Consider the following 21244-nt stretch of genomic DNA (forward strand, 5'->3'; position numbering starts at 1 on the left):
AGCAATGGGCAAGATCCTCCTCAAGGGCGGGACCGTGCTGTCGGTCGACCCGCAGATCGGCGACCTCCCCACCGGGGACGTGCTCATCGAGGACGACCGGATCGCCGGTGTCGAGGCCAGCATCGACGCCGACGCCGAGGTGGTCGACTGCACGGGCCGCATCGTGGTCCCGGGCTTCGTCGACACCCACCGGCACACGTGGGAGGCGGCGATCCGCAACTGCGCGCCCAACGCCACGCTCGACGACTACTTCGTCGAGGTCCTCGACACCTTCGCGCCGCTCTACCGGCCCGAGGACGTCTACGCCAGCAACGTCGCCGGCTCGCTGGAGTGCCTCAACGCCGGCATCACCACCCTCGTCGACTGGTCGCACATCAACAACACCCCCGAGCACCCGGACGCCGCGATCCGGGGCCTGCAGGAGACCGGGATCCGCGCGCAGTACGCCTACGGCAGCGCCAACACCTCGCTCGAGAAGTACTGGTTCTTCAGCGCCGAGGCGATCCCCGCCGACGACGTGCGGCGCGTCCGCGAGACCTACTTCTCCTCCGACAGCGGCCTGCTCACCATGGCGCTCGCGACCCGCGGCCCCGGCTTCACCCAAGACCAGGTCGTGCAGGCCGAGTGGGGCATGGCCCGCGAGCTCGGCATCCCGGTCACGGTGCACGTGGGCATGGGCCGGCTGGCCGGCCGGTACGCGATGGTCGAGCAGCTCGACCGGCTCGGCCTGCTCGGGCCCGACACCACCTTCATCCACTGCTGCTACTTCAGCGACCACGAGTGGCAGCGGGTCAAGGACACCGGTGGCACCATCTCGATCGCCCCGCAGGTCGAGCTGCAGATGGGCCACGGGTGGCCCCCGGTCAACAAGGCGCGCCAGTTCGGCCTCCGGCCCAGCCTGTCGATCGACGTCGTCACCACGGTGCCGGGCGACATGTTCACCCAGATGCGTGCGGCCTTCGGTGCCGAACGGGCCCGGGTCAACGCCCTCACCTGGGAGTCGGGCGACCCGACCCCGGAGACCATGCTGACGGCCCGCGACATGCTGACCATGGCCACCCTCGACGGGGCGCACGTGGCCGGGCTGGAGGACCGCACCGGGTCGCTGACCCCCGGCAAGCAGGCCGACGTGGTCGTCATCGACGCGCGCGCCATCGGGATCGCGCCCGTCCACGACCCCGTGGCCGCCGTGACGCTCTCGGCCGACGTCTCCAACGTCGAGCACGTCATCGTCGGCGGGGCCTTCCGCAAGCGCGACTTCCGGCTGCTGGCCGACTTGGGCGCAGCCGTGTCCCGGGTCCAGGCGTCGCGCGACCACCTCGTCGAGGCAGCCGCCAGGGCGAAGGAGCCGGCTGCGTGACCACCCACCACCTCGTCCGCCGGGCCGAGTCCACGCGGTGGGCGCCGATCGCCGGCCCCCTCGCGGGGGCGCAGGGGTATGCCGCGTGGCCGGTCGTCGACGCCAGCACCCCGGCCGTGCACACCGGCTTCGGCCTGGGCCGGTTCGAGCCCGGCGGCTCCCTGCCGCCGCACGTGCACTCCTACGAGGAGAGCCTGTACGTCCTCGAGGGCCACGTGGTGGTGCAGACGCCGGGAGAGGCGGTGCGGCTGGCGGCCGGCGACTACGGGCTCGTCCCCATCGGGGTCCCGCACTCGCTGCGCAACGACGGCTCCGGCGACGCGGTCTTCGCGAGGATGTCGGCGCCCACCCCCCGGCCCGAGCACGACCACGACACCTTCGTGCTGCCTGCCCTGGCCGAGACCGAGCCGATCGGGGCCGATGTGCGGGACCCCCGGACGCGGCGCTACGGGCACATCGACGCGGCTGCCCTCGACCCCGAGCTGCAGACGCAGGACCGGCTGGCCGTCTCGGCGAGCATGCGCACCGCCCTGCTCGTCTACAGCGGGATCGCGGTGAAGATGATGGTCGACTCCGACCTCGGGGCCACGCAGTCGACGATGTTCATGGTGCAGTACGAGCCGGACGGGGTGGCGGGCGCGCACGACCACCCGTTCGAGGAGACCTACCTCATCGTCGAGGGGGCGGTGGAGGCCACCTTCGACGGCACGGCGTACCGGCTCGGGGTCGGCGACGTCGCCTGGGCAGGCGTGGGCTGCGTGCACGGCTTCCGCAACGTGGGCGACGGACCGGTGCGCTGGCTGGAGACGCAGGCGCCGCAGCCGCCGGGTCGGCACTCCTACCGGTTCGCCCGTGACTGGGACTACCTGAGGCAGCAGTTTGGAGGGTCGGCATGAGGACCGTGGTGATCGGCGGCACGTCGGGCATGGGGCTGGAGGTTTCCCGCCACCGGGCGCTCCTCGGCGACGAGGTCGTGCTCACCGGGCGCGACGCCACGCGCGCCAAGGAGGTGGCGGCGTCGATCGGGGCGTCCGCACGCGGCATACCCCTCGAGCTCGCCGAACCGCACACCATCGGTGAGGCGCTCGCCGACGTCGGGCCGGTCGACCGGCTGGTGCTTGCCGCGATCGACCGTGACGCGAACTCGATCGCGGACTACGACATCGACCGGGCGACGCGGCTGGCGACCATCAAGCTGATCGGCTACGCCGAGGTGATCCACGCGCTGCGCCCCGGCATGGGGGAGGGCGCGTCGATCGTGGTCTTCGGCGGTCGAGCCAAGGACCGCCCCTACCCCGGGTCGCTGACCGTCTCGACGGTGAACGGCGCCGTGACCGGCATGGTCAACGCGCTGGTGCACGAGCTGGCGCCGATCCGGGTCAACGCGATCCACCCGGGCATCGTGGGCGACAGCCCGTTCTGGGCGGGCAAGCCCGAGGGGGTGCTCGAGGGCTACCGCAGCCGGACGCCCACCGGCCGCCTGGCCACCATGGCCGACATCGTGGGCGCCGTCGACTTCCTGCTCGAGAACGGATCGGTCAACGCGGTCAACCTCTACGTCGACGGCGGGTGGCTGGTCCTGTGACCGCCGCCCTCCGTGTGGCCCTGCTCGGGACGGGCCGGATGGGGTCGGCCATGGTGGGGCGCCTGGCCGGCGCCGGCCACCACGTGACCGTGTGGAACCGCACCCGCGAGCGGGCCGAGGCGGTCGCGGCGAGGCACGGGGCTGCCGTGGCCCCGACGCCGCGCGACGCCGTGCACGGGGTGGCCGTGGTGCTCGTGTCACTGGCCGACGACGCCGCCGTGCGGGCTGCCTACGAAGGCAGCGACGGCCTCATCGCCGGGCTGCGGGCCGGTCAGGTGGTCGCCGACACGAGCACCGTCGACCCCGACACCCTGCGGGCCCTGGAGCCGGCGGTCAGCGCGACCGGGGCAACGCTGCTGGACACGCCCGTGTCGGGCAGCGTCGCCTCGGTCGAGGCCGGCTCCCTGCTCGTCATGGCCGGCGGCGAGGCGGCGGGCCTCGAGCAGGCGCGACCGGCGCTGGAGGCCATGGCCAGCCGCATCGTGCACCTCGGGCCGCTCGGCACCGGGGCCACGATGAAGCTCGTCGTCAACGCGATGGTGCACGCGCTCGACGTGGCGCTGTCCGAGGCGCTGGTGCTGGCCGAGCGCGCAGGGGTGGAGCGGGCGGCGGCCTACGACGTCATCGCGGCAAGCGCTGTGGGGGCACCCTTCGTGGCGTACAAGCGGGAGGCGTTCCTCCACCCCGACGACGCGCCGGTGGCGTTCGCCCTCGACCTCGTGGCCAAGGACCTCGCGCTGGCCGACGCCCTGGCGAGCCGGGTCGGCGCGGTCATGCCGCAGCTGTCCGTCAACCGCGAGGTGGTGGGGGAGGCCGTCGCTGCCGGGCTGGGCGGTGCCGACCTCAGCGCGGTGGCCCGCCACCTCAGGGAGCGCGCGGGCTAGCACCCCACTTTTCTGGTCGCGCCCGGCGTTGCACCCCGAGGCTCTGCGCATCCTCCGCGACCATGGACTCCTGATGAGTGTCATGGAGCTGCTGCGTGGTGTCCCGTCCCCGACCAGCGGGGGAGGGGCGCCCGACGGGCAGACCCCGTGGCACCGGTACCTGCTTGCCGGTGCCGGCACCGCCCTGGCCTCCTCGCTCGTCGTCGTGCTGCCGGCCCTCATCGCCTGGGTCGCCAGTCCCAGGAGCACCGTCCCCTGGACCGACGCCCTGGGCGTCGGGGCGAGCCTGTGGCTCCTGGCGGGCGGCAGCTGGCTGCGCGCCGGCACCGCCTCCATCGCCTTCGTCCCCCTGCTGCTGAGCCTCGGCCTGGTCGGCGCCGCGACCTGGGGTGCCTTCCGCAGCGCCGTCGAGGCTGCCGACGGGCACCCCTCCGCCGGGCACCGGTGGGGGCTGCTGCCGCACGCCGTGGTGCGCGCCCTCGGCCTGTGGGCGGCGGGGTATGCCGGGTGCGCGGCGCTGTGGGCCGCCGTCGCCGCGGCCTCCTCGCCCCGCCCGCAGGTGCTCGGCCTCGTGCTGCCGCTGCTCGGCGTGCCGGCGGTCGCGGTCGCTGCCGCTGCGGTGCGCCTGCTCTCGCACGACCCGGAGCTCGCCGGGCCTCGCTGGGGCCGTCCCTCGTTCGTGCCCGACGTCGTCCGCCGGGCGGTGCGCCCCGCAGCCGCCGGGGCCGGCGCGATGCTCGGTCTGGGCCTGGCCACGGTGGTGCTCCTCGTGGTGCTGCGGTTCGGCCAGGTGGCCCACCTGCACGACGCGCTGGCCCCGGGCGTCGTGGGCGGTGTCCTGCTGACGGTGGCGCAGGTGCTGTGCCTGCCGAACCTCGGCCTGTGGGCCGTCTCCTTCCTCGCCGGGACGGGGTTCTCGGTGGTCGAGGGCGCCTCCACGACCTGGACCGGGTCCCGCTCGGGCCTGATGCCGATGGTGCCCGTGCTCGGGGCGCTGCCCGACCCCGGCGCCTTCCCGGGCTGGCTCCCTGCCCTGGGACTGCTGCCGGTCGGGGTGGGCGCGCTCATCGGGTGGCGCTCGCTGCGCTCGCTCGCCCTGCTGTCGACCACCCGCACCAAGCTGCTGGTGACGGGCACCGCCGTGGCGCTCGCGGCGGGCGCGATCGGACTGCTCGACGCCGTCGCGGGCGGGTCGCTCGGCTCCGACCGGCTGGCCGACCTCGGGGCGCCGGCCGGCCCGATGGCCCTGGCCCTGCTCGTCGAGTTCGCGCTCGGCGCGGGGGTCGTGCTCGCCTGGGACCGCTGGCGCCTGCGCCGCTGAACCGCCGAGGCCGCGCACGACGTGCTGAGGCGTTGCGCGGGGCCGCACCCTGACGACGATGTATGCCGCAGGGGCGGCCTACGGGTGCAGGCGCCGCGAAAGCCGCTCCTGCGGCATACGAGGTCGGGGCGCCCGCGGAGCGGACGCGGCGGCCGCGGTGCCTGGGCTTGGCGCTAGGGTCGCAGCGTGACCGCGCCCGACGCCGCCACCGCAGCGCCCGTCCCCGACGGGCCCGCCGGCATCGTCGTCCTCGTCTCCGGCAGCGGCACCAACCTGCAGGCGCTCATCGACGCCGCCGCCGACCCGGCCTACGGCGTGCGCATCCTCGCCGTCGGGGCCGACCGCGACGGCATTGCCGGCCTCGACCGGGCCGGACGCGCCGGCATACCGACGTTCGTGTGCCGGGTGGGCGACTTCGCCGACCGCGCCGCCTGGGACGTCGCGCTGGCCGAGGCCATCGGCGCCTTCTCGCCGTCGCTCGTCGTCTCCGCGGGCTTCATGAAGCTCCTCGGCCCCGCGGTGCTCGGCAGGTTCACCGTCGTCAACACCCACCCGGCCCTGCTGCCGGCGTTCCCCGGGGCGCACGCCGTGCTCGACGCGTTGGCCTACGGCGCCAAGGTGACCGGCTGCACCGTGCACGTCGTCGACGCCGGCGTCGACACCGGGCCGGTCATCGCGCAGACCGCCGTGGACGTGCGCGACGACGACACCGAGGAGTCGCTCCACGAGCGCATCAAGACCGTCGAGCGCCAGCTGCTCGTCGACGTCGTGGGCCGCGCGGCCCGCGAAGGACTCACCGTCACCGACCGAAAGGCCACCATCCCGTGAGCGAGCAGACCGCACCGTCGCCCGTGGAGCGCCGACCGATCAGGCGGGCCCTGGTCTCCGTCTACGACAAGACCGGCCTCGACGAGCTGGCCGCCGGGCTGCACGAGGCCGGCGTCGCCATCGTGTCGACCGGATCGACCGCGCAGCGCATCGCCTCGGCCGGGGTGCCCGTCACGCCGGTCGAGGAGCTGACGGGCTTCCCCGAGTGCCTCGACGGCCGGGTCAAGACCCTGCACCCGCGCGTGCACGCGGGCATCCTCGCCGACACCCGCAACCCGGACCACGTGCGCCAGCTCGAGGAGCTGGGGGTCGAGGGCTTCGACCTCGTCGTGGTCAACCTCTACCCGTTCACCGACACCGTGGCCTCGGGCGCCTCGCAGGACGAGTGCGTCGAGCAGATCGACATCGGCGGCCCCACGATGGTGCGGGCGGCGGCCAAGAACCACGCCAGCGTCGCCATCGTCACCAGCCCCACGGCATACGGCTCGGTGCTGGAGGCGGTGCGCGGCGGCGGGTTCACCCTCGCGCAGCGGCAGCGGCTCGCGGCCGAGGCGTTCGTGCACACGGCGACCTACGACGTGAACGTCGCGTCGTGGATGGGCAACGTCGTCACCGACACCTCCGACGGCACCGGCTTCCCGGCCTGGGTGGGGGCGACCTGGGAGAAGGCCGCGGTGCTGCGCTACGGCGAGAACCCGCACCAGCGGGCGGCGCTCTACACCAACGGGTTCGTCCCGCAGCCGGGGCTGGCTCAGGCGGAGCAGCTGCACGGCAAGGAGATGTCCTACAACAACTACGTCGACGCCGACGCCGCGGTGCGCGCGGCCCACGACCACGGCGACCAGCCGACGGTGGCGATCATCAAGCACGCCAACCCCTGCGGCATCGCGGTGGGCGGGTCCATCGACGTCGCCCACGCCAAGGCCCACGCGTGCGACCCGGTCTCGGCGTTCGGCGGGATCATCGCGGCGAACCGGCCGGTGAACGCCGCGATGGCCGAGGCGGTCAAGGACGTCTTCACCGAGGTCGTCGTGGCGCCGGCGTTCGACGACGACGCGCTCGAGATCCTCAAGGGCAAGAAGAACATCCGGCTGCTGACCTGTGCCCCACCGGCCCGGGAAGGGGCTGAGATCCGGCCCATCTCCGGCGGGCTGCTCATGCAGGCGCGCGACACCGTCGAGGCCGAGGTCGAGGGCGGCGGCGACGACCCGTCGCGGTGGACGCTGGTGTCGGGCGAGGCCGCCGATGAGGCCACTCTGGCCGATCTCGCGTTCGCCTGGAAGGCGATCCGCGCGGTGAAGTCCAACGCGATCCTGCTCGCCAAGGACGGCGCCTCCGTCGGCGTCGGCATGGGCCAGGTCAACCGGGTCGACTCCTGCCACCTCGCCGTCTCACGGGCGGGGGCGGAGCGGGCCAGCGGGTCGGTGGCGGCCTCTGACGCGTTCTTCCCCTTCGCCGACGGCCTGCAGGTGCTGCTCGACGCGGGCGTGCGCGCGGTCGTGGCGCCGGGTGGCTCGATGCGCGACCAGGAGGTCATCGACGCGGCGACGGCTGCGGGCGTCACCATGTACTTCACCGGGACGCGGCACTTCGCGCACTGACCTCCTCAGCGGGTGAGCTGGCGCAGGGTGACCGGTCGGCCGCGGCCGATCTCGGCGACCTGCGCGAGGTAGAGCTCGGCGCAGGCCAGGGCGTCGGTGAGGGCGTCGTGCGCCCGGTAGCGGGGCAGCCCGTGCCGGGCGCGGGCTGCAGCCAGGCGCAGGCTCCCCGCAGCAGGCTCCTGGGTCCACCCCGTGGTCAGCAGCCGGTGCTCGAGCGCCATCGTGTCGACCGCGACGGAGGGCAGGTGCTGTCCGTGCACCCGCCGGCAGGCGACGTCGAGGAACCCCTGCTCGATCGCCGCGTGGTGGGCCAGCAGCACCCGCCCGGAGAGCGCCCCGAGCAGGACGTCGAGGGCGGCGGGCAGGTCGAGCCCGGCGGCGACCCGGTCGTCGGTGAGACCGTGCACCGTCGCGCTGTGCCCCACGCCGCCGGCGCTGCGGACCACCACCTGGCCGGCACCCGCGAGGACGATGCTGGTGCCGTCGACGGGCACGAAGCCGATGCTGACGATGTGGTCGTGGTCGGGGTCGAGCCCGGTCGTCTCGAGGTCGACCGCCAGCAGGCGCAGGCTCGTGTGGTCCGTGCCCGAAGGGGGGAACGGCTGGGCGAGGTAGACGCGCAGCGCCCCCTGGGGGCCGGCCGCCAGCTGCCGGGCGCGACGCCGGTCCGGGGAGCTGCGCAGGATCATGACAGGTAGTGCAGCGGGTAGGTGCGGGCCAGGACGGCCTGCCCCTGCTTGACGACCTGGAAGGCGTCACGCAGGTGGCGCTTGTCGAACGCGCTGAGCTCGTCGGGGCCCACGTAGTTGTCGGGTGCCCGCCCGGACCTCACCTGGCTGGCCTGGTGGCGCAGCCGCACCTGGCCCAGGAACTCCATGGCCCCGGCCAGGTCGGCCGCCGCCTCGGCGCTGAGCCGGCCGGCGCTCGCGACCGCCCGCAGCCGGGCCAGGGTGCTGACGTGCGGCGTGCCCACGGCGAGGGCGTGGACCCGGGCGAGGTCGACGATGAGGCCGAGGCCCTTGCGCTTGAGGTTGAGCGTGTCGACGTGCTCGCCCGCCCCCTCGAGCACGAACCCGCGGAAGAAGCCGATCGGCGGGTGGTTGGAGACCGCGTGCTTGGCGAGGTGGGCCAGGAAGGTCGTCCGGTGGGGCGCCTGGGCGAGCACGTGGTCCTGCAGGTTGGTGAACAGCTCCGCGGCGCCGTGGAGGGGACGCATGTCGAAGAAGATGCTGCCGGCGAGCACCGCGTCAGGGTGCGGCGTCGTCATCCAGCCGGCGAAGGTGCGCTTCCACTGGCCCAGCGGCTGGCGCCACTTTGCGTTGGTGGCCATCACACCACCGGTGCAGTAGGCGTAGCCGCAGGCGGCGAGGTCGTCGCTGACCCTCCGGGCGAGGGCCTCGAACCAGGCCGCGTCGCCGGGGGTGGCCTCGTCCGAGAGCAGCAGGGCGTTGTCCTGGTCGCTGGCCAGGCCCTGCTCGTGGCGGGCCTGCGACCCGAGCGCCACCCAGCACCAGGGGACGGGGGCGGGGCCCAGGCCGGCAAGGGCGAGGTCGAGCAGGCGGCGGCCGGTGGCGTCCCCGATGGCGGTGGCCACCCGGCCCACGTCGTCGGCGGAGGCGTCCTGCTCGACCAGCTGCTGCACGACCTGCGGCAGCCTGGCGCTCAGCCTGACGACCTCCTCGACACTGCTCGCCTTGCGGAGGTCGCCCACGAGGTAGATGGGGTTGGCCTGCTCGAGCCTGATCAGGTCGGTGCTGGTCACGATGCCGACGAGCTGGCCGTCGTCGACGACGGGGACGTGGTGGATGTTGCGCGCCACCATCTCCATCAGCACCTCGAAGGCGAGGTCGTCGGGCGAGGCGGTCACGGGGTTCGCCGTCATCACCGACGCCACGGGAGAGGAGGGGTCGCGACCCTCGGCCAGCACACGGTTGCGCAGGTCGCGGTCGGTGACGATGCCGACCAACCGGCCGCCGCGCACGACCAACAGCGACGACACACCACGGCTGCGCATGGTCTCGGCGGCCTTGCGGATGCTCACGTGCGAGTCGGCGGTCTCGGGCGCTCGCGCGACCAGGTCGCGGGCCGCGACCCTGAGCCCCGCGAAGCGTCGGCCCGCGATCTGCGCGGTGAACTGCGCCTGCTGGGCTCGTTGGCGGTGGCGGCGGTCGAAGAAGGCCTTGAAGTCCGGGTGCTCGCGGCACAGCTCGAGGAACGCCTCGGCTGGCACGGCCAGCACGAGCGAGTCCTCGATGGCGGTGAACTCGTAGGACGAGGGCGTCTCCTGCAGCAGCGGGGACATCGCGAAGGACGTGCCGCTCTCCGAGCGCTCGACGAGCTCGCCGTCGCGGTCCCTGATGTCGATGGCCCCGGACCGGAGGACGTACATGACGTCGGTGTGCTGCCCGACCGCGAGCAGCACGCTCCCGCGGCGGAAGTAGCGGACCTCGAGGCGGGAGACGAGGCGCTCGAGCACCGGGCGGGGCAGCGTGTCGAACGGCGCGTGCTGCGCCAGGAACTCGCGGATCTCGACCAGCTCGGTGTCCATGACCCGCGCATCATGGCACGCAGGGCCGGGGGCGGTCTCGGGGACAAGGACCCCCAACGCGGTTCGGGGTGTTGCCGAGCGCCACAGCACTCGGCAACACCCCGAACCGGTGATGCGTCGGACCTGGGTCAGCGGCTCCAGCGGTAGCCGGTGGGCTCGCCCTCGCCGAGGTCGACGATCGCGGCCACGGGGCCGCCGCCGTCGGGGCCCTGGTGGGCGGCGGAGACCGAGACGAAGACGGCAGGGTCGCCGGTCACGGCTGCGGTGACGCCGCCGACGCAGGACTTGATCTGGCGGTGCCAGTGCACGTCGGAGTCGTCGAGCATCGCGTTGCGGCGGCCGTGCACGGTGCCGTCCTGGCTGACCTCGCACTTGAGGAAGACGTTGACGAGGCGGCCCTGCAGGTCGGTCCAGTGCGGACGCTCCGGCAGGTCGAGGCCGGCGCTCTTGACGGCCTCCCAGATGCCGTCCTGGTCGAGGGCGTCCTTCATGACCGAGTGGCCGATCCGGTAGCGGCCGCCGATGCCGCGGGTGTTGCCGACGACGACGATCTGCGCCTGGTCGAGCTCCACGCCCGAGGAGCAGGAGGCGACCGAGGAGTACAGGTCGCGGTTGTGCATGACGTCCTCGTCCGACGGCATCTCGATCTCGCCGAGGGCGACGGCGATGCCGAGGCCGGTGGTGCCGTTGGAGAGGTCCATCGACTCGTGGGTGTGCTCGGTCCACACCTTCATCCCGCGGGACTTGGCGTCGCGGATGGTGTGGATGGTGAGCAGCGGGGTCTTGGTCTGCACGTAGTGCACGTCGGCCGGGTCGGTGATGCCGGCCCGCTCCATGGCGACCTTCACGCCGTCGGCGACCTTCTTGACCATGCCGACGTACCCGATCTCCTCGGGCTTGATCGGCTCGCTCATGGCGAACCCGACGGTCAGGCGCAGGTCGTCGGACTGCTCCGCCTTCTCCGCGGGCACGGTCGCGAAGATCGTGGCGTGGGGGCTGATGACGCCGTCGGTGCCGCCGGACCACACGATCGGCACCTGCTTGACCTGCTCGGCCGGGGCGCCCTTCTCGATGAGGACCTCGCGGAACGCCCGGTCGGCGATGATGCGGGTGTAGTCGTTGACGCCGCCGTTGCCCTCGGTCTTGCCGATGATGGCGATGACGCGGCTGGCTTCCATGACGCCGTCATCGATGAGCTTGGCGAGCTCGGAGGCGTCCGCGACGCTGTGGATCGGGACCTTGCGGACCTCAATGGGCTCGGGCACGTGACTCACCTTTCTGGTTCGTTGCTTGTTGCTGGACGTTCTCGATGACGGTGCCGACCTGGCCCGGCGTCTCGATGGCCTCGGTGATGCGGTCGAGCGAGGTGATGATGCTGCGCTGCCCGCCGCTGCGGACGAACCGCAGCGCCGCCTCCACCTTGGGGCCCATGGAGCCGGACGCGAAGTGGCCCTGCGCGGCATACTCCTCCATCTCGGCGAGGCTCACCCGGCCGAGGGGACGGGCGTCGGGCGTGCCGTAGCCGATGACGGCGTTCTCGACGTCGGTGGCGATGACGAGAACGTCCGCGTGCACCGAGCGGGCGAGCACGGCGGCGGTGAGGTCCTTGTCGATGACGGCCTCGACGCCGCGGACCTTGCCCTCCTCGGTGCGGATCACCGGGATCCCGCCGCCGCCTGCGGCCACCACGACGTAGCCGGAGTCGATGAGCGTGAGGAGCGTGTGCGTCTCGAGCACCTCGATGGGCTCGGGGGAGGCGACGACCCGGCGCCAGCCCTTCTCTCCGCGGTCCTCCCAGGTCTGCCCGTGGTCGATGAGCACCTGGGCCTGCTCGCGTGGCAGGAAGCGCCCGATGGGCTTGGTGGGCTTTGTGAAGCCGGGGTCGTCGGCGTCGACGAGCGTGCGGGTGATGAGGGCGGCACAGCGGCGGTCGACGCCGCGCTGGCCCAGCGACCACTCGAGGGTGTCGAGGATCGTGAAGCCGATGGTTCCCTGCGTCTGCGCCCCGCACCAGTCCAGGGGGACGGGCGGCACGACACTGGCGGCGAGCTCGTTCTTCACGAGCAGGTTGCCGACCTGTGGTCCGTTGCCGTGGGTCAGCACGACGTCGTGACCCGCCTCGACCAGCCCGGCGATGTGTTCCATGGCCCGGGCGATGGCGTGGCGCTGCTCCTTGGGGGCGGCGCTGCCGTCCGGGCCGGTCATGGCATTGCCGCCGAGCGCGACGAGGACCCTCATGCCCACCTCCATTGGTCTAGGGCGCGAGCCTAGGGAGGTTCGGGGTCCGCCCGCGTTGGCACCTCCTGCCCAACGATCCGCCCGCTGTTGGGAGATGTATGCCGTGCGGCCAGCTCCTCGAGCGTGCCGATTCGCCCAGGCCAGGCGGTAGCGCTCGACAAGGGCGGCCTGCAGGGGCCGGCCGGGCACCCGCAGGTCGTCGACCCAGGGTCGCGCCCCGCGGTCGAGGAGGTCGGGGGTCGCGGTGTGCAGGGCTGCCAGCCACTCGACCAGCTCGCGGGCTGTCGCGACGTCGAGCAGGTCGTGGAAGTTGCCGGGTTGCCCTGCGACGTGGGGCTAGGGCGCCAGGGCGTAGGTCACGTCGAGCGGGTGGGTCACCTGACCGGCTCCGGTGCGCAGTGGCGCTCGACTCCAGGCAGTCCTCGCCTGCTGTCGCACCGCGATTCGCGGTGCAGGGGGCTAACCGCTGCCCCGCTGGCTGGGGCACCGGTTAGCGCGGCGCCGACGTTCAGTCGTGCACAGGGCAGCCGTCGGGGAACTGCGACGTCGGGGCGCAGGCCGCCATGGTGACGTCGAGGACCGTCCGGTGCCGCACCAGCCCGGAGCGGTAGGTGACCTCGTAGCCGCGGTAGACCCAGGTGCCTTCGCGCGCCAGCCGGTAGCGGACGAGGACCTGCACCAGGCCTGCCCGGTCCTGGGCGTCCGTGCGCCGGGGGAGCACAGCGCCCTGGGATGGGCGGCGCTGGGAGGCAGGAACCTCCTCGTACCCGCGGCCGTCTGCGATGCCGATGTAGCCGCGCGTGTCGACCAGCGGAAGCGGGGCCACCTCCACCGCCGTGACGGCGACGCCCGCGTCGGCTCCGTGCTCGGGCAGTGGGCGGATGCTCTCGATCTCGAGAGGGAAGAGACCCTCGTTGACCAGGGTCACGTTGCCCACGGTGACCTCGGCGCCCACGTCCCTCGTGATGCTCGAGCCGTGGCCGAGGTGGGGACCCAGGGGGCCGGCTCCCGTGCCGATCCCCGTGACCGCCATGACGGCGAACAGGGAAGCGGCCAGCAACGTCCCCGCCGCGATGTGGCGGGTCAGGACCACCCACCAGCCGGCGCGCGGACGCGCAGGCGCCGCCGCGGCATTCGACTCACTGACCCCGCCCCCATGACGGTGAGTATGGGGGCGAGGTGGCACCGCTGTCCTAGTTCCGGCCCAGCCTGCGGTAGCGGTCGAGCCGGGCCTGCAGGCGCTCCTGCCGGTCCATGCGCGCCAAGGTCGCCAGCTCGTGCTGGATGGATTGCGACATGCGCTGGCAGAACTGCTCCGGCTCGTCCGCCGCGTCGGGGTGCTCGGCGACGATGCGGTCGACGATGCCGTCGGCGAGCAGGTCGAGCGAGCGGACCCGCTGGCTGGCCGCCAGCTCCGGCGCACGGCTGGTCTCGCGGTAGAGGATGGCCGAGGCACCCTCGGGCGGCAGCGGCGACAGCCAGGAGTGCTGAGCACAGATCACGCGGTCGGCCGGCATGACCGCCAGCGCGCCACCGCCGGTGCCCTGGCCGAGCAGCACGCACAGGGTGGGGGCGTCGAGGGTCACGAGCTCGGCGAGGGAGCGGGCGATCTCACCGGCGAGGCCACCCTCCTCGGCCTCCTTGGAGAGCGCCGCACCGGCGGTGTCGATGACGCTGACCAGCGGCAGGTTGAGCTCGTGCGCCAGACGCATGCCGCGGCGGGCGACGCGAAGCCCCTTGGGGGACAACGGGTCCTCGACGGTCTGGCCGCGCCGGTCCTGGCCGAGCACGACGCAGGGGGCGCCGCCGAAGCGGGCCAGTGCCATCAGCATGCCGGGGTCGTACTCGCCCTGACCGGTGCCGTGCAGCGGCAGCACGTCCGTGGCACCGAGGCGCAGCAGCGCCCGCACACCCGGCCGGTCCTCGCGGCGGCTGCGGGTGATGGACTCCCACGCCGGCAGGTCGGGCAGCTGCTCCTTCGGGATCTCGGGCACGTCGGGCAGGTCCTCGCGTGGCGCCATGAGCACGCTGAGGGCACGGTCGGCCACCTCGGCCAGGGCCTCGACGGGCAGCACGGCGTCGATGAGGCCGTGCTCGAACAGGTTCTCGGCGGTCTGCACGCCCTCGGGGAAGGGCTTGCCGTAGAGCGCCTCGTAGACGCGGGCGCCGAGGAAGCCGACCATCGCGCCCGGCTCGGCCACCGTGACGTGGCCGAGCGAGGCCCACGACGCGAAGACGCCGCCGGTCGTGGGGTGGCGCAGGTAGACGAGGTACGGCAGGCCCGCCGACTTGAACGCCGCGCAGGCGGCGCTGATCTTCACCATGCCGACGAAGGCCGGTGTGCCCTCCTGCATGCGCGTGCCGCCGGAGGAGGGGGCGGCGAAGAGCGGCAGCTCCTCCTCCTTGGCGCGCTCGAAGGCCAGCACGATCCGCTCGGCCGCGACCGCACCGATCGACCCGGCCAGGAACCGGAACTCACCCGCGATGATCGCGACGCGGCGCCCGCGGATGGTGCCCTCGCCGGTGATGATCGACTCGTCGGTGCCCGCCTTCTCGGCGGCGGCGGCGAGCTCCGCGGCATACGCGCTGTCGGCCTCGGTGGGCTGCACCGGGGCCACGTCCCAGCTCTTCCAGCTGCCCTCGTCGAGCACGGTCTCCAGCAGCTCGAGGGCGCCGAGGCGGCGCGGCTTCTCGCTCACGCCTGGTCCTGCTCGTCGAGCCAGGCGCGCACCGCGTCGTTGTGCCGGCCCAGCATCGGCGGGGCGAGGTGGTCAGCCCGCCCACCGGCATACGCGTTGTCGTCGAAGCGGATCGGCGGTCCGGGGATCTCGATGGAGCCGAGCACGGGGTGGTCGATGTCGAGCACGAGGCCCTGCGAGCGGGTCTGGTCCCACTCGTAGACGCGGTCGAGGGTGCGCACCTCGCCGGCGGGCACGCCGATCTCGTCGAGCGTGGTGAGCAGGTCGGCGAGGGTGCGGTCGGCGAACGCGGCGTTGACGGCGGCGTTGACCGCGTCACGGTGGGCGACCCGCTCGCGGTTGGTGGCCATGCCCTCCGCAGCCGGGTCGATGCCGAAGGCGGTCGCGAGCTTCACCCACAGGCCCTCGCTGCCGCAGGCGATCTGCAGCATGCCGTCCTTGCACTCGAACAGGCCGTAGGGGGTGATCGACGGGTGGTGGTTGCCCTGGCCGTGGCCCACCTCGCCGGCGACGGTGTAGCGGGTGCCCTGGAAGGCGTGCACGCCGACGATGGCGGCCAGCAGCGAGGTGCGCACGACGCGGCCCTTGCCGGTGCGGTTCCGCTCGTGCAGGGCGGCCACCACGCCGTAGGCGCCGTACATGCCCGCGAGCAGGTCCCCGATCGGCACGCCGACGCGGGTGGGCTGGTCGGGGGAGGGGCCGGTCAGCGACATCAGGCCCGCCTCGCCCTGGGCGATCTGGTCGTAGCCGGCGCGCCCACCCTGCGGCCCGTCGTGCCCGAAGCCGCTGATCGACAGCACGATGAGCCCGGGGTTGATCTCGTGCAGGCGCTCCACCGTGAAGCCGAGGCGGTCGAGCACACCGGGACGGAAGTTCTCGATGAGCACGTCGCCGTGGCGCACCAGCCGGGTCAGCGTCTCGCGGCCGTCGTCGGACTTCAGGTCGAGGGTCACCGACTCCTTGTTGCGGTTGCACGACAGGAAGTAGGTGGAGATCGGGTCGTCCTCGGGCCCCACGAAGGGCGGGCCCCAGCCGCGGGTGTCGTCACCGGCGCCGGGGGACTCGACCTTGATGACGCGAGCGCCCATGTCGCCGAGCATCATTCCCGCGTGCGGGCCGGCCAGCGCTCGGGACAGGTCGATGACGGTGGTGCCCTCGAGGGGTGCGGTCACGGTGTGCTCCTGGTGCTGATGGGACGGTTCGACAGGTGAGCCGGGGTATGCCGTGGGGTCGAGCCTAGGCGCGGCGTCGGGGGAGGACGCTGGCAGCCCGCGATGGCTGGAGGGTCCTCGCGCTGTCAGATGTTGCCCAGTCGGACCCGGGGAACCGGGGGACGACGAAGCCCCCGGCCCAGGGTCTGGGGGCCGGGGGCACCGTCGGGCACCTGACGTGGGGTCGTCGTCAGTGCCTGCTCTCCCGGTCGTAGTTGCGACCGAGGAAGGCGGGGACGCTCGCCCACCGGAGGGCGAACATCATCACGAGCAGCGTCGCGACGTACGGCAGCATCGAGATGAACTGGTGCGGGATGTCGATGCCGCCCACCTGGACGCGCAGGGCGAGCACCTCCATGCCGGCGAAGAAGGCGGAGCCGGCGAGGATGTACTGCGGGCGCCAGCCGCCGAAGAACGCCAGCGCGATGGCGAGCCAGCCGCGCCCGGCCACGATGCCCTCGGTGTAGGTGCCGGTGTAGGTCATCGGCAGGTAGGCACCGGCCAGGGCCATCAGGGCACCGCCGGCGGTCGAGCACCAGATGCGGGTGCGGGCGACGCTGACGCCGAGGCTGTCGGCGGCCTTGGGGTTCTCGCCCACCGACCGCAGCTTGAGGCCGAGGTTGGTGCGGTAGAGCATCCAGTAGAGGAACCCAGAGATGAGGAACGCGAAGTAGACCATCGCGTCCTGCGTGAACAGGATCTGGCCGACACCCGGGATCTCCGAGAGCAGCGGGATCGTGACGTCAGGCAGGGTGTCGATGAGCGGCGGGGTGAGCGTGACGCCGATGACCACCTTGTAGAGCAGCGACGCGATGCCCACGGCCGCGAAGAACAGGGCGAGGCCGATCACGAACTGGTCGAGGCGGAAGCGCGTGGTGACCCAGCCCAGGAACCAGCCGAAGGCGGCGCCCACGAGGGCGGCGACAAGCAGGCCCATCGGGTTGCCGCCCATCTTGAGGGAGACGAGGAACCCGACGCTGGCGCCGAGCATCATCACGCCCTCCTGGGCGACGTTGAACACCCCGGCGCGGCCGGCGAGCATCGTGCCCTGGGCGGCGAGGATGTAGGGCACCATCGCCGTGACGACGAGCTGCAGGAACGGCACGACCTCGTTCATCGCGAGGACCTCCTCAGACGGGCCCCGACGACGTCGGAGAACAGCAGGAACAGCAGGATGAGGGCTTCGACGATCAGGACCATCTCCATCGGCACGTCGGCGCTGCGCTGCATGGCGCTCGCTCCGACCTCGAGGACGGCGATGCCGAAAGCGACGAAAGGCACGGCGAGGGCGTTGCCCCGCGCGATGAGCCCGATGATGATGCCGAGCAGAAGGTAGTTGGACTGCATGCCCTCGATGAGCTTGCCGTGCACGCCGGCGACCTCGATGGCCCCGGCGAAACCGGCCAGCGCACCACCGACGACGAGGGAGCCGACCGCCACGCGGCCGATGCGCACGCCGTGGACGGCGGCCGCCCTCGGGTTCGTGCCGACAGCCCGCAGCTCGTAGCCCGGCACGGTGCGGCGCATGACCACCACCGTGGCCACCGACACCAGGAGCGCCAGGAACACACCGGTGTGAAGCGGGGGCGTCCCGATGAGGGGGAGCAGTCCGCCCTCACCGATCGGCACCGTGGTGGGGTGCCCGGCGGCCGGGTCGCTCCACACCTCGCTGGCGACGTAGTCGACGATGCCGAAGCTGACGAAGTTCAACAGCACCGTGCTGAGGATCTCGTTGACCCCGAACCGGTCCATGAGCCAGGCGGCGATCCACGCGTAGACGCCGCCGGCGAGGACGCCGACCAGCAGCACGAGAGGGAGCAGGACCACCATCGGTGAGTCCTTCATCGTGATGCCGACCGCAGCCGAGGCGGTCGCGCCGACGAGCAGCTGGCCCTCGCCACCGATGTTGTACTTGCCGGCGGCGAGCGGGATCGTGAAGGCCAGTGCCAGCAGCACCAGGGGCACCCACTTGTGCACCGTCTCGATGAGGCCGAACGACGACTTGAACGACGTGGTGACGATGGCGCGGAACGCCTCGATGGGGGAGTGCCCCAGGAGCGCGATCACGATGCCCGAGACCACGAAGGCCAGCAGGACCGCGATGACGTAGGACAGCAGCGTCTGCGTCAGCCCGGCGCCTCGGCGCGTGGTCGTCGGCGACGGTGTCGTGGCGGGCGGGGTGGCGGTGGTGGTCATGCCTTGTCCTCGAGACCGGCCATCAGGTGGCCGAGTTCGTACTGGTCGTAGTGGCCCCGCTGGCGCTCGCCCACGATCCGGCCCGAGTAGAGGACCAGGATGCGGTCGCACAGGTGCGTCAGCTCGTCGAGGTCCTCCGACATGAGCAGCACCGCGGAGTGCTCCTGCGCGGCTTCCCGGACCCGGTCGTAGACGAACTGGGTCGAGGGGATGTCGAGGCCACGGGTGGGGTTGTGCAGGATGAGGAAGCCCGGCCGGTGGGAGAAGGCCCGGGCCAGGATGACGCGCTGCATGTTGCCGCCGGAGAGGGCGGCAGCGGGGGCGGACGGCCCGGACGCCTTGATCGAGTAGGCCTTGATGGCCTCCTCGGCGTGGCGGCGCGCCGCCTTCCAGTCGACCAGCGGGCCCTTGCGGAACCGGACGCTGCGCTGGGCACCGAGGACGAGGTTCTCCATGATGCTGGCCGAGGGCAGGATGCCGTCGCGGTGCCGGTCCTCGGGCACGTAGGCGACGCCCGACTCGAGCCAGACGGCGGTCGGCCGACCGGCGAGCGGCTCGCCGTCGACCTCGACGGCGCCGCTGTGCAGGGCCCGCACACCGGCCACGCCCTCGGCGAGCTCGACCTGGCCGTTGCCGGCCACGCCGGCGATGCCGACGATCTCGCCGCGGCGGAGCTCGAAGCCGACGTCGTGCGTCGCGGCCACCCCGTGGTCGTTGTGCACCACGAGGTCGCGGACCGTGACGCGCACCGGGGCGTCGCCCAGGTCACGCGTGTCGGCGACGGAGACGGGGGCAGGGGCGTCGGCCGGCACGGCGTCGCTGGGCGCTCCCATGCCGGCCGTGACGACCTCGGTCACCCGTCCCACCGCCGCGTCGTCGCCGACCATGAGGGTGGCGAGGTCGGCGGCGGAGGTGTCGGCCCGGCGCACCGTGCCGACCCGCTTGCCGTCGCGCATGACCGTGAGGGCGTCGCAGACCGCCATGGTCTCGCGGATCTTGTGGGTGATGAACACGACGCTCATGCCCTCGTCGACGATGGCCCGCAGCGAGCCGAACAGCGAGTCGACCTCCTGCGGCGTCAGGTTCGTCGTGGGCTCGTCGAGCACGAGCACCTTGGCCCCGCGGTACAGCGCCTTGAGGATCTCGACCCGCTGCCGCAGGCCCACCGAGAGGCGGGCCACCTCGGCATGGGGGTCGACGGTGAGGCCGAAGCGCTCGGAGAGCTCGGCGATCCGTGAAGCCGGCTCCTTGAGGTCGACGGTCGGCCACGAGGGCAGCGACGTCCCGAGGACGATGTTCTCGGTCACGGTGTAGGTGTCCACCTGCAGGAAGTTCTGGTGGACCATGCCGATGCCGTGCGAGATGGCGTCCCGCGGGTCGCGGATGTCGACGGTGGACCCGTCGAGCACGACGCTGCCGGAGTCGGGCCGGTACAGGCCGTAGAGCACGTTCATGAGGGTGGTCTTGCCCGCACCGTTGCCGCCGAGGAGGCCGTGCACCTCGCTGCGGCCGACGGTGAGGTCCACCCCGTCCAGGGCCACGACGGGCCCGAAGGTCTTCCGGATCCCCTCCATCGCGAGGAGGGGAGCGGAGGAGCCCTGGGCCACGCCGAGGCGCGACTCGTCCACCGAGGTCATGTCGGGTCGGCCCGTCACTTGATCGGGGTGAGGTTCTTCTCGACCGTGATGGCGCCGGACTTGATGTCCTCGACCGCCTTCTCGACCTTGGTCACGACCTCGGGGGAGACGTTCTTCGGCGGCTGGATCGAGACACCGGCGTCGAAGCCGAGCGGGAAGTAGCCGGAGGTGGTGCCGCCCTGGATCTTGGTCAGCATGTCGTTCAGCGGCTTGGTGAAGTCGTAGATCGTCGAGGTCGCGTAGTGCTCGGGGTCGAACTGCGACTTGTCGGTGTACTTCGCGGTCACCCGCACGTCGGCAGCCTTGCCCTTGGTGGCCTGGAAGGCGCCGACCATGCCGAGGTTCAGCGAGCCGACGATGACGTCGTTGCCCTGGCCGATGAGCTGGGTGGTGATCTGCTGCGCCTTGGCCGGCTCGTTGAAGTCACCGGTCCAGACCGGGGTGACCTTCGCCGAGGAGCCGCTGTCCTTGAGCGCCTGGTTGATCGCGTGGACCTCGGAGTAGGAGAACGGCAGGCTCAGGCCGCCGACGTAGCCGATCTTGCCCGACTTCGTGGTCGCGCCGGCGAGGATGCCGATCGGGTAGAAGGCGACGTGGAAGTTGCGGTCGAGCACCCACAGGTTGGGCACCGGCTCCTTCGGCTTGTCGTCGAACTCGCCGATGAAGGTCACGTTGGGGTTCTGCTTGGCCAGCTTCTGGGTGGCCTCGAAGTACTGGCTGCCGTGGCTCCAGATGACGTTGTAGCCGTCGGCGAGGTACTCCTTCATGACGCGCTCGGCGTCGGGCACGGGCACGCTCTCGGAGTGGGCGGTCTCGGCCTTGAGGTTCTTCTCGGCCGCCTCGAGGGCGAGCAGGCCGAGCGAGTTGTAGTCGGCGTCGGTGGCCGATCCGGAGAAGAGCGCGGCGACCTTGAGCTCCTTCTCGCCTCCCTCGCCGCCGGAGCCGGAGGAGCCGCCGCCACAGGCGGAGAGCGCGAGCGCGAGGGCCACCGTCGGGGCGGCCAGGCGGATGAGGGACGAACGAGCCATGAGTGCCTCCGAGAGGGGAAGGGGCGCCGGCGTCCTTGCCGGCAGGGGCCGGGAGCCCCGCTGTCGTTGCGAGGAGCGTGCCAGCGCGATAAGGGCGGTACGTCGTCA

The 21244-nt window shown here is 72.4% G+C and carries 18 protein-coding genes; 7 read left to right on the top strand and 11 right to left on the bottom strand.

Annotation, left to right across the window (positions count from 1 at the left end; translation table 11 throughout):
- Positions 1 to 4 precede the first annotated feature (4 nt).
- The 7 genes from P0Y31_RS16075 (at position 5) to purH (ending at position 7579) form a co-directional block, all read left to right on the top strand.
- Positions 5 to 1360 (top strand): amidohydrolase family protein, encoded by a 1356-nt coding sequence (locus tag P0Y31_RS16075; protein ID WP_275871188.1) that lies wholly within the window; start codon positions 5 to 7, stop codon positions 1358 to 1360.
- Positions 1357 to 2256: a cupin domain-containing protein gene (locus tag P0Y31_RS16080; protein ID WP_275871190.1), complete on the top strand. Its 900-nt coding sequence runs from the start codon at positions 1357 to 1359 to the stop codon at positions 2254 to 2256. The genes P0Y31_RS16075 and P0Y31_RS16080 overlap by 4 nt, the downstream gene beginning before the upstream one ends.
- Positions 2253 to 2945, top strand: coding sequence for an SDR family oxidoreductase (locus tag P0Y31_RS16085; RefSeq protein ID WP_275871192.1), 693 nt, complete (start codon positions 2253 to 2255; stop codon positions 2943 to 2945). The genes P0Y31_RS16080 and P0Y31_RS16085 overlap by 4 nt, the downstream gene beginning before the upstream one ends.
- The gene (locus tag P0Y31_RS16090) at positions 2942 to 3829 is read left to right on the top strand and encodes an NAD(P)-dependent oxidoreductase (RefSeq protein WP_275871194.1); all 888 of its coding nucleotides are present in this window, start codon (positions 2942 to 2944) and stop codon (positions 3827 to 3829) included. The genes P0Y31_RS16085 and P0Y31_RS16090 overlap by 4 nt, the downstream gene beginning before the upstream one ends.
- 73 nt (positions 3830 to 3902) lie before the next feature.
- A complete protein-coding gene (locus P0Y31_RS16095) occupies positions 3903 to 5150 on the top strand; it encodes a DUF6350 family protein (protein WP_275871196.1) in 1248 nt (415 codons plus the stop codon).
- A gap of 186 nt (positions 5151 to 5336) precedes the next feature.
- Entirely contained in the window at positions 5337 to 5978 is a 642-nt protein-coding gene (gene purN / locus P0Y31_RS16100; RefSeq protein ID WP_275871198.1) for a phosphoribosylglycinamide formyltransferase, read from the top strand.
- Complete coding sequence (gene purH, locus P0Y31_RS16105) at positions 5975 to 7579, top strand: bifunctional phosphoribosylaminoimidazolecarboxamide formyltransferase/IMP cyclohydrolase (protein ID WP_275871200.1); 1605 nt, start codon at positions 5975 to 5977, stop codon at positions 7577 to 7579. The genes purN and purH overlap by 4 nt, the downstream gene beginning before the upstream one ends.
- Positions 7580 to 7584: 5 nt before the next feature.
- Here the strand turns inward: purH and P0Y31_RS16110 are convergent, their stop codons facing one another.
- From P0Y31_RS16110 to P0Y31_RS16160, 11 genes are all read right to left on the bottom strand, one after another.
- Complete coding sequence (locus P0Y31_RS16110; RefSeq protein ID WP_275871203.1) at positions 7585 to 8268, bottom strand: exonuclease domain-containing protein; 684 nt, start codon at positions 8266 to 8268, stop codon at positions 7585 to 7587.
- Positions 8265 to 10127, bottom strand: coding sequence for a DUF294 nucleotidyltransferase-like domain-containing protein (locus P0Y31_RS16115; protein WP_275871205.1), 1863 nt, complete (start codon positions 10125 to 10127; stop codon positions 8265 to 8267). The genes P0Y31_RS16110 and P0Y31_RS16115 overlap by 4 nt, the downstream gene beginning before the upstream one ends.
- Positions 10128 to 10255: 128 nt before the next feature.
- The gene (locus tag P0Y31_RS16120; RefSeq protein WP_275871208.1) at positions 10256 to 11392 is read right to left on the bottom strand and encodes a ring-opening amidohydrolase; all 1137 of its coding nucleotides are present in this window, start codon (positions 11390 to 11392) and stop codon (positions 10256 to 10258) included.
- Positions 11376 to 12365, bottom strand: coding sequence for a carbamate kinase (gene arcC, locus P0Y31_RS16125; RefSeq protein ID WP_275871210.1), 990 nt, complete (start codon positions 12363 to 12365; stop codon positions 11376 to 11378). Before arcC ends, P0Y31_RS16120 begins: the two co-directional genes overlap by 17 nt.
- Before the next feature lie 508 nt (positions 12366 to 12873).
- Positions 12874 to 13458 (bottom strand): hypothetical protein, encoded by a 585-nt coding sequence (locus P0Y31_RS16130; protein WP_275871213.1) that lies wholly within the window; start codon positions 13456 to 13458, stop codon positions 12874 to 12876.
- A 100-nt stretch (positions 13459 to 13558) separates the two neighbouring features.
- Complete coding sequence (locus P0Y31_RS16135) at positions 13559 to 15064, bottom strand: carboxyl transferase domain-containing protein (protein ID WP_275871215.1); 1506 nt, start codon at positions 15062 to 15064, stop codon at positions 13559 to 13561.
- Positions 15061 to 16236 carry a CoA transferase gene (locus P0Y31_RS16140; RefSeq protein ID WP_275871217.1) on the bottom strand — a complete coding sequence of 392 codons (1176 nt, stop codon included), beginning with the start codon at positions 16234 to 16236 and terminating at the stop codon, positions 15061 to 15063. Before P0Y31_RS16140 ends, P0Y31_RS16135 begins: the two co-directional genes overlap by 4 nt.
- A gap of 229 nt (positions 16237 to 16465) precedes the next feature.
- Positions 16466 to 17392, bottom strand: a complete 927-nt coding sequence (locus tag P0Y31_RS16145) for an ABC transporter permease (RefSeq protein WP_275871220.1) — start codon at positions 17390 to 17392, stop codon at positions 16466 to 16468.
- Positions 17389 to 18471 (bottom strand): ABC transporter permease, encoded by a 1083-nt coding sequence (locus tag P0Y31_RS16150; RefSeq protein ID WP_275871222.1) that lies wholly within the window; start codon positions 18469 to 18471, stop codon positions 17389 to 17391. The genes P0Y31_RS16145 and P0Y31_RS16150 overlap by 4 nt, the downstream gene beginning before the upstream one ends.
- Positions 18468 to 20126, bottom strand: a complete 1659-nt coding sequence (locus P0Y31_RS16155) for an ABC transporter ATP-binding protein (protein WP_275871224.1) — start codon at positions 20124 to 20126, stop codon at positions 18468 to 18470. The genes P0Y31_RS16150 and P0Y31_RS16155 overlap by 4 nt, the downstream gene beginning before the upstream one ends.
- A complete protein-coding gene (locus tag P0Y31_RS16160; protein WP_275871226.1) occupies positions 20123 to 21136 on the bottom strand; it encodes a BMP family protein in 1014 nt (337 codons plus the stop codon). The genes P0Y31_RS16155 and P0Y31_RS16160 overlap by 4 nt, the downstream gene beginning before the upstream one ends.
- Positions 21137 to 21244 lie beyond the last annotated feature (108 nt).

Origin of the sequence: Knoellia sp. 3-2P3, assembly GCF_029223115.1 — a bacterium.
In the GTDB taxonomy this organism is placed as follows: domain Bacteria; phylum Actinomycetota; class Actinomycetes; order Actinomycetales; family Dermatophilaceae; genus Pedococcus_A.

Coding starts and splice junctions, on each gene's coding strand:
- P0Y31_RS16110 (WP_275871203.1), bottom strand. CDS start 8,268: ATGATCCTGCGCAGCTCCCCGGACCGGCGTCGCGCCCGGCAGCTGGCG.
- arcC (WP_275871210.1), bottom strand. CDS start 12,365: ATGAGGGTCCTCGTCGCGCTCGGCGGCAATGCCATGACCGGCCCGGAC.
- P0Y31_RS16115 (WP_275871205.1), bottom strand. CDS start 10,127: ATGGACACCGAGCTGGTCGAGATCCGCGAGTTCCTGGCGCAGCACGCG.
- P0Y31_RS16095 (WP_275871196.1), top strand. CDS start 3,903: ATGAGTGTCATGGAGCTGCTGCGTGGTGTCCCGTCCCCGACCAGCGGG.
- P0Y31_RS16150 (WP_275871222.1), bottom strand. CDS start 18,471: ATGACCACCACCGCCACCCCGCCCGCCACGACACCGTCGCCGACGACC.
- P0Y31_RS16145 (WP_275871220.1), bottom strand. CDS start 17,392: ATGAACGAGGTCGTGCCGTTCCTGCAGCTCGTCGTCACGGCGATGGTG.
- P0Y31_RS16160 (WP_275871226.1), bottom strand. CDS start 21,136: ATGGCTCGTTCGTCCCTCATCCGCCTGGCCGCCCCGACGGTGGCCCTC.
- P0Y31_RS16075 (WP_275871188.1), top strand. CDS start 5: ATGGGCAAGATCCTCCTCAAGGGCGGGACCGTGCTGTCGGTCGACCCG.
- P0Y31_RS16085 (WP_275871192.1), top strand. CDS start 2,253: ATGAGGACCGTGGTGATCGGCGGCACGTCGGGCATGGGGCTGGAGGTT.